Here is a 7,513-nt window from a genome sequence, read left to right on the forward strand (position 1 = left end):
CTCCCTCATTCGAAGAACTTGATGCCGAACCCGGTGTCGGTGTTCGCGCCCGGCACGTTGGCCCGGCTGTAGGTCGTCGATCCCCACCAGCAGAACGAGCCGGTGTACCAGTACCGGTTCGCCCACGAGTACGGCGTCCCCTTCGGGACGGCGTGGAACATCAGCGGGAACCGCGGTCCGGCGGGCGGGCTGGTGGCGATGTCGCCGTTCAGCAGGACGAAGGTGTTGTGGCCGGGGCCGTCGACGTACAGCGTCGGGTCCCAGCCGGCCATCATCGTGGCGCGGTTCGAGCCGAAGAGGCAGCCGTTGGACTTGTACCAGTCCCACACGTACGTCGGGTCGCCGCCGGCGCGCAGCCGGAGTTCGGCGATGCAGTACTGGTCGCTCCAGCTGCCGTTGGCGGAGTAGACGATGTGCAGCTGGCCGTTGGGGTCCTTGATCGCCTCGGGTGCCTCGTTGATGTAGGGATTGCCGACGACCCGCTCCCAGCTTTCCCGCGGCTGCGAGATGATGTACCGCGCGCCGGTCGGGGTGGTGGGGCTGCTCATCCGGGCGATGTAGAGGTTCTGCTCGACGTTGGTGTCCCCGGCCCAGCCGGACCAGACGAACCAGCGCTGGCCGTTGAACGTGAACAGGGTGCCGTCGATGGCCCACTTGCCGTCGGGCAGCGCGAGCTGGGTCTCGGCGGTGTACCCGCTGTCGGCGACGGCCGAGCTGATGACGTACATCCGGTGCGCGGCCCCGGTACCGGCGGTGAAGTACACGTAGAAGCGGCCGCCGTCGGTGACGATCTCCGGCGCCCAGACCTCCCCGCGCCCCCGGGTGTCCGACCAGATCTGCCGCGCGCCGGCGCCGGCGAGACCGTCGGGCGAGGAGGCTTGCCGCACGGCGATCCCGCCGCCGGTCGACTGCACGGAGACGTAGGTGGAGCCGACCCGGAGCACGCTGGGATCGGCGGCTCGGAGCGAGGTCTGGCCGGCTTCCGCGGACGGCGGACCGGCGAGGATCATCGTCAGGAAGAGCAGGAACGCGGCGGCGAGTTTCATGACCCCACCCCTCGGTCGAGTGCGGTCCCGGAGAGCGGGAACCCTCGGGCAGGATCACCGGTGATCGAGAGGAATGGGTAGGGCCGCCGGTACTTGCTCGATCCAGTCCGGCCGAAATTGGTCTGAACCGGTGATCAGTCGAGGCAGAACTCGTTGCCCTCGACGTCCTGCATCACGATGCACGACTCGTTGAACTCGTCGGCGTACAGCGTCTGGAAGTGGCTCGCCCCGAGCGCGATCAACCGGTCGCGCTCGGCCTCCAGCGCCGACAGCCGCTCCTGGCCCCGCAACCCCGTGCCGACCCGGACGTCCAGGTGGACCCGGTTCTTCACGACCTTGCCCTCCGGCACCCGCTGGAAGAACAAGCGCGGCCCCACCCCGGACGGGTCGGCGCAGGCGAACGCCGCCCCCTGGCGATCGGCGGGCAGCGACGCGTCGAACTCCGCCCAGGACGCGAACCCCGACGGCGCCGGCGGGACCTCGTATCCCAGCACCTCGCACCAGAACCGGGCCACCCGCTCGGGCTCCGCGCAGTCGAACGTGATCTGGACCTGCCTGATCGTCCCCATCCGTTCACCCTAGACGGCCCGGGTCCCGCCGCGGTCCCGGGCCGCCGGGCCCCTCAGCGGACCATCGCGTCGTGGCCCAGGAGGTCGCCGAACACCGAGATCGCGCGGTCGACCGCGTCGTCGTCGATGCCCGCGTGCGTCACCGCGCGGATGCGGTCGGTGCCGAGCTCCTCCACCCGGATCCCGCGGCGGCGCGCCGCCTCGATCAGGGTGCGGGTCGTGTAGCGGTCGTCGCGGACCTTGAAGAACACCATGTTCGTCAACGGCGGCCCCGGGTCCAGCCGGACGCCCGGAATGCGCGACAGGCCGCGCGCCAGCCGCGCCGCGCGGGCGTGGTCGTCGGCCAGGCGCTCGGTCATGTCGGTCAGCGCCACGATGCCGCACGCCGCGATCATGCCCGCCTGGCGCATGCCGCCGCCGAGCATCTTGCGCATCCGCCGGGCCGCCGCGATCGTCACGCGGTCGCCCACCAGCACCGAGCCGATCGGCGCGCACAGGCCCTTCGACAGGCAGATCTGCACGGTGTCCGCGTGCTTGGCCACCTCGGCCGCGCTGACGCCGAGCGCGACGGCCGCGTTGAACAGCCGGGCGCCGTCGAGGTGCAGGGCGATGCCGTGCGAGCGGATCAGCCGCGACACCTCGCTGAGGTAGTCCAGCTGCAGCGGCAGCCCGCCGCACCGGTTCTGCGGCGTCTCCAGGCTGAGCACCGCCGGCGGCGCGATCTGCGGGTCGCTGCGGTCCACCGCGCACGCCTCGGCGATCGCCGCCGGGTCGATCGTGCCGTCGGTCAGGTTCGGCAGCGGGTCGTAGACGATGCCGCCGCACAGCGACGCGCCGCCCGCCTCGTAGACGTACACGTCGGACTCGTGCCCGACGATCGCCTTGCCGCCGCGCGGGCAGTGCGCGAGCAGCGCGGTCAGGTTGGCCATGGTGCCACTCGGCATCAGGCAGCCGGCCTGCTTGCCGAGCAGCTCGGCGGCCAGCTGCTCCAGGCGGTCCACGGTGGGGTCCTCGCCGTAGACGTCGTCGCCGAGCGGGGCGCGCGCGGCGGCTTCCAGCATGGTCGGCGTGGGCAGGGTGAACGTGTCGCTGCGCAGCTCGACGTAAGTGTCCTGGGTGGACGCGGTTTCCGGGCGGAGGGTGGCGAGGTCGTCGGCGAAGGTGGTCATCGGAGGCTCCTTGGCGGTCAGCGGATGAGGGTTTGGACGGCGTCGTCGAGGCCGACCTCGGCCTGGCTCCAGCGCCAGCGCCGGTCCTCGGCCGCGGCGCGGATCCGGGCGAACGCCGTCTCGGCTTCGGTGACGGCGGCGAGCACGGACGCCCGCGCCGGGCCGCCGCCGTGCGCCGCGTGCTGGGCGACGTCGGCCGGGTCGAGCGCGTGCTCGAGCTGCCCGCCGAGGCGGGCCCGGGCGACTTCGTGCAGCGGGAGCCCCTCGGCCAGTGCCTCCTTCGCGATGGCGCCGACGTCGTGGTGGGCCTGCCGGAACGGGACGCCGGCGTCGACGAGCCGTTCGGCGAGGTGGGTGGCCGCGGTCTGCCCGTCGACCGCGCGTTCGTACATCCGCTCCGGCACCGGCTCGGCACCCTCGACCACCAGCCGCAGCAGGACGACGGCGTCGGTCGCCGCTTCGAGGGCCGACCACGCCGGGGCGACGGCTTCGGTGCCGACAGCGATGGCGTTGGTGAACCGCGCGGTGGCCATCGCGCTCACCGACGCGGTGAACGCGCCGAGCGGGGCGAGCGCCCGGCCCTGGACGTGTTCCAGGAGGAACGGGTTGCGCTTCTGCGGCATCATGGAGCTCGACCCGACGACGTCGTCGGCCAGCCGCAGCAGCCCGGCCTCGGCGCTCGTCCACGCCTGGAAGTCGTGGGCGACGCGGCAGAGCAGGACGCCGAGCACGGTCGCCGCGGAAAGCTGGCGCAGCACGAGATCCCGCGACGCGACGGCGTGCAGCGAGTTCGGGATCGGCGTGGCGAAGCCGAGCAGCGCGGTGGTGCGGTGCTGGTCGACCGGCAGCGAGGTGCCACCGACCGCGCCCGCGCCGAGCGGGTTCTGGTCGATCTCGGCGCCGGCCTGCCAGAGGCTTTCGACGTCCCGGACGAGCGCGCTCGCCACCCCGGCCAGGTAGTGGCCGTAGGTGATCGGCACGGCGGGCTGGTGGTGGGTGTAGGCCGGCATGGTGACGCCGGCCCAGCGCCGGGCCCGGTCGAGCAGGGCGCGGCCGAGGGCGCCGGATTCGGCGAGCAGGCGTTCGTGCGGTTCGCGCAGCCGCAGCCGGACGACGGTCGCGTTGAGGTCGTTGCGCGAGCGTCCACTGTGGAGGATGCCACCGACCTCGGATCCGAGGGTGTCGATGAGGTGGGACTCGTAGGCGAGGTACCGGCCGCGCGGTGCGGGAAGGTCGTGCAGCGGCGCGAACCGCTGGGCGCGCAGGCTTTCGATGCCGCGCAGGAGTCCGGCCGCGGGACCCGGCTCGACGATGCCGCGTTCGGCGAGCATGACGACGTGGGCGCGGTCGACCTGGCTGATCAGCCCGAGCTCGGCGGCGACGGGATCGGGTGCGGGTGCGGTGTCGCGGTCGAAGAGGATTTCTCGGGCCGCGGCGGAGATGGGGCTGGTGAGCCGGCCGGTTCCGCCTGGGGCGATGGTCATCGGGGTGCTCCTTCCGGGGTCTCCGGGTGGGGTTCGGGACGTTCTTCTTCGCGGTGTTCGCGAGCGCGCTCGGTCTGGGCCACCGTGGTGACGAGGAACCGCAGGCTCATCGGGCTCCTTCCGGGATCAGGGCGGCGCGCAGCCGGTCGAGCCCCGCCGCCGCGGCCGCGCGGGCGCCGCGGGGGCGGTCCGAAACGGCGAGGACGTACCCCGCCCGGTCGCGGTAGTCCCGGGCGGGCCGGACGAGCGTGCCGTCCGGGCGGGACAGCCGTGCCTCGGCCACTCCCGGCACCGCCGACGCCTTCGCCACCGCGTCCCCGGCCGAAAGCACCGACGTGGCGGTGGCGGTGAGGAAGCGCAGCGACGCACAGGCCCGCCGGGAGGCGCGCAGGTCCGGGGAAAGCCCCAGCACCGCGGAAACCTGCGCCGTGACCAGGTCCACGCCGGTCGCCGCGCGGACCAGCTCGGGGATCATCCCGCCGGCCGGGCGCGGGTTGACCTCCATCAACCGCGGCCCGGACGGCGTCAGCCGGATCTCGACGTGCGCCGCGCCGAAGCCCAGCCCCAGCGCGGTCACCGCCGAACGGGCCGTGTCGATCAGCGCCGTCTCGTCGGGAGCGGGCAGCGCGGCCGGCACGTCGTGGCCCACTTCGACGAAGTACGGCGCCGGGCCCAGGTGCTTGCGCACCACCGCGACCACGACGTCGCCGAACAGCTCGACCGAGTACTCCGGCCCGCTCGCGTACGGCTCCACCAGCACCTGCGCCGGCACCGGCAGCCCGCGTTCGTTGTGCGTCACCGAAAGCAGCGCCGCCGCCTGGGTGGCCACCGCTTCGGGCGTCTCGCACCGCAGCACGCCGACGCTGCCCGACCCCTCGGCCGGCTTCAGCACCACCGGAAACTCCACCGCCGCCGCGACGGCCTCCGACACCGACGTGGCCACGGTGCAGGGCGCCCCGAGCACCGAACGCTGGTGCGCCTTGCTCCGGCAGTCCGCGACGGCGACCGGATCGGGTCCGGGCAGGCCCAGCTTCGCCGCGATCCGCGCCGCCACCGGGATGAAGTACTCGGAGCTGGAGGTGACCCCGGCGGGCTCGCCGAGGTCTTCGGCCAGGACCGCGCACGCGTCCGCCGTGTCACACCGGACCACGCGCACGCCGTCCTCGGCCGCATACGGGTAGCGCGAAGGATCGGCCGCGGCCAGCACCGGCTCGTACCCCAGCGAACGGGCCTGGCGCGCGAACAGCCGCCCGGTGCCGGTCGTGTTGCTCTCGACGAGCAGCAGCGTGCGCGTCATGACGCGTCGGCCAGCGAACGGCGGCCCCAGTTCAGCCACGTCCACGACCCGCCGGGCTCGGCCGGCGCGACGACTTCGTACGGCTCGGCCGCCCCCGCGTGCGCCAGCCCCTGCGCGCGCAGCCACTCGTCGGAGTAGACCGTGTCCTGGTAGCGGTAGCCCTCGTCCGGCAGCAGCGCGACGACCGTGGCGTCCGGGTGGCGGCGGGAGAACCAGTCGGCGACCTTGAACGACGCGCCACTGGTCGGGCCCATGAACAGGCAGTGCCGCGCGTAGAGGTCGCGGGTCGCGGCGAAGGCCTCGGCCGCGCCGATCCAGTGCACCTGGTCGTAGCTCGAGTGCTCGACGTTCGGCGGCACCAGGCTGTTGCCGAGCCCGCGCAGCACGCGCGGGCCGTCCGGCTGGCCGAAGATGGCGCTGCGCTGGGTGTCGACGCCGATCAGCGTCATCTCCGGGACGAGCATGCGCAGGAACGAACTGGTGCCGGACGTCGACCCACCGGAGCCGACCGCGCCGACCAGGCAGTCCGGGACGCCGATGGTTTCGGCGAGCTGCTCGGCCACCAGCGCGTACGACCGCGGGTTGTCCGGATTGCTGTACTGGCCCGGTACCCAGTGGTTCGGGTACTCGGCGCGCAGCTGGTCGAGCCGGTCCAGCCGCGCGCGCTGGTACCCGCCGACCGGGCTGGGCTTCGGGCAGATCTCGACGCGGGCGCCGAGGTGCTCGAGCCGTCGTTTCAGCGGCGCGTCGATCGCCGGGTCGCCGACGATCGTGAGCGGGTAGCCGCGCAGCCGGCAGACCATCGCGAGGCCGAGGCCGAACGTGCCCGACGACGTCTCGAGCACGGTCGTGCCCGGGCCGACTTCCCCGCGTTCCTCGGCGCGGTCGAGCATGAACCGGGCGGGCAGCAGCTTCATCAGGCCGAAGGCGGCGACGTGGAAGTTGGGCCGGATGCGGATGATCCGGGGCAGCTCGGTCGCCTCCACGACGGACCGGCTGACGGGTGCGGCAAGGGTCATCGGGCTCACCTCTCGGTTTCGAACTGCCAGGTCTCGGTCACGTCGAGCCGGGCCGCGGCGAAGTCCAGCCGCGCCGGGGTTTCGGGGTCGGTCGCGTCGAAGAGCAGGCCGGCGACGTCGCCGCTGTGGGCGACCTGCACGCCGGCGGCCCCGGCGGCCCGGGCGACGGCGAGGATGCCGTCCAGCCCCGGCACGGGCAGGTGGCGCTGGTTGAGCAGGGTGCTGGCGGTGGCTACGCGGCCGAGCAGGCCCGCGTCGCCGTCGGCCACGGCGCGGCGCAGCAGGCCGCGCAGCGGGCGGAACGCCTCGATCTCCCACGACGTGTAGCGCGCGGGCGTCAGCTCCAGGGTGTCGACGCCGCGCCCACCCGGGCTGGTGCCGAACCCCAGCACGGACAACGGCATCAGCTCGCCCAGGTCCTCGATCGGCTCGCCTTCGCGGTGGGCGAAGACCACCGCGCGGCCGCCGTACATCAGCGAGTCGGACGCGGTTTCGGCCTCGACGGCCAGCGCGCCGACCTCGGCCGCCGGGAGGTCGCGGCCGGTCGCGGCGAGCACCGCGCCGATCGCCGACGTCACGTCCGCCGTCGACGAGCCGAAGCCCCGGCACAGCGGGATGTCGCTGGTGAGGTCGAGCAGCCCGCCCGGCACCGGGTGACCGAGCCGGGCCAGGGTGAGGTCGGCGGCGCGGCGGGCTTTGCCGCGCCACGCGGGCCGCACGGTCGTGCCGGTTTCCTCGGTGGGCAGGAAGGTGGCGCGGGTGCTGTAGAGCGGGCACGGCAACGTGACCAGGCCGCGGCGCAGGCGCCCGTCGGCGACGAAGACCCCTTGCAGGATCTCGCCGTGGTGGGCGTCGACGCGGAAGCTCCCCGCGCGCGGGTCGGTGACGGTGGCCGGCGCCGGTGCGGCGACCGCGAGGTCTTCGGTCAT

Annotated in this window: 7 protein-coding genes; all 7 read right to left on the reverse strand. The window is 73.6% G+C overall.

Annotated features, from left to right (window positions below):
* Positions 1 to 5: 5 nt before the first annotated feature.
* The 7 genes from ACWEVP_RS01795 to ACWEVP_RS01825 all read right to left on the reverse strand — a co-directional run bounded on the left by ACWEVP_RS01795 (position 6) and on the right by ACWEVP_RS01825 (position 7,513).
* Complete coding sequence (locus tag ACWEVP_RS01795) at positions 6 to 1,046, reverse strand: glycoside hydrolase family 43 protein (protein ID WP_452060720.1); 1,041 nt, start codon at positions 1,044 to 1,046, stop codon at positions 6 to 8.
* A 134-nt stretch (positions 1,047 to 1,180) separates the two neighbouring features.
* Entirely contained in the window at positions 1,181 to 1,615 is a 435-nt protein-coding gene (locus ACWEVP_RS01800; protein ID WP_452060721.1) for a VOC family protein, read from the reverse strand.
* A gap of 53 nt (positions 1,616 to 1,668) precedes the next feature.
* The gene (locus tag ACWEVP_RS01805) at positions 1,669 to 2,784 is read right to left on the reverse strand and encodes a GntG family PLP-dependent aldolase (protein WP_452060722.1); all 1,116 of its coding nucleotides are present in this window, start codon (positions 2,782 to 2,784) and stop codon (positions 1,669 to 1,671) included.
* A gap of 17 nt (positions 2,785 to 2,801) precedes the next feature.
* Positions 2,802 to 4,268 (reverse strand): argininosuccinate lyase, encoded by a 1,467-nt coding sequence (locus ACWEVP_RS01810; RefSeq protein ID WP_452060723.1) that lies wholly within the window; start codon positions 4,266 to 4,268, stop codon positions 2,802 to 2,804.
* Between the two features lie 106 nt (positions 4,269 to 4,374).
* Positions 4,375 to 5,565, reverse strand: a complete 1,191-nt coding sequence (locus ACWEVP_RS01815; protein ID WP_452060724.1) for an ATP-grasp domain-containing protein — start codon at positions 5,563 to 5,565, stop codon at positions 4,375 to 4,377.
* A complete protein-coding gene (locus ACWEVP_RS01820; RefSeq protein WP_452060725.1) occupies positions 5,562 to 6,584 on the reverse strand; it encodes a pyridoxal-phosphate dependent enzyme in 1,023 nt (340 codons plus the stop codon). Before ACWEVP_RS01820 ends, ACWEVP_RS01815 begins: the two co-directional genes overlap by 4 nt.
* Positions 6,585 to 6,589: 5 nt before the next feature.
* Positions 6,590 to 7,513 carry a GHMP family kinase ATP-binding protein gene (locus ACWEVP_RS01825; protein WP_452060726.1) on the reverse strand — a complete coding sequence of 308 codons (924 nt, stop codon included), beginning with the start codon at positions 7,511 to 7,513 and terminating at the stop codon, positions 6,590 to 6,592.

This window comes from Amycolatopsis sp. NPDC003865, assembly GCF_053605345.1.

What these genes read in the sequence shown, in the direction of transcription:
- ACWEVP_RS01815 (WP_452060724.1), bottom strand. Translation starts at nt 5,565, where the DNA reads ATGACGCGCACGCTGCTGCTCGTCGAGAGCAACACGACCGGCACCGGG.
- ACWEVP_RS01800 (WP_452060721.1), bottom strand. Translation starts at nt 1,615, where the DNA reads ATGGGGACGATCAGGCAGGTCCAGATCACGTTCGACTGCGCGGAGCCC.
- ACWEVP_RS01810 (WP_452060723.1), bottom strand. Translation starts at nt 4,268, where the DNA reads ATGACCATCGCCCCAGGCGGAACCGGCCGGCTCACCAGCCCCATCTCC.
- ACWEVP_RS01820 (WP_452060725.1), bottom strand. Translation starts at nt 6,584, where the DNA reads ATGACCCTTGCCGCACCCGTCAGCCGGTCCGTCGTGGAGGCGACCGAG.
- ACWEVP_RS01825 (WP_452060726.1), bottom strand. Translation starts at nt 7,513, where the DNA reads ATGACCGAAGACCTCGCGGTCGCCGCACCGGCGCCGGCCACCGTCACC.
- ACWEVP_RS01805 (WP_452060722.1), bottom strand. Translation starts at nt 2,784, where the DNA reads ATGACCACCTTCGCCGACGACCTCGCCACCCTCCGCCCGGAAACCGCG.
- ACWEVP_RS01795 (WP_452060720.1), bottom strand. Translation starts at nt 1,046, where the DNA reads ATGAAACTCGCCGCCGCGTTCCTGCTCTTCCTGACGATGATCCTCGCC.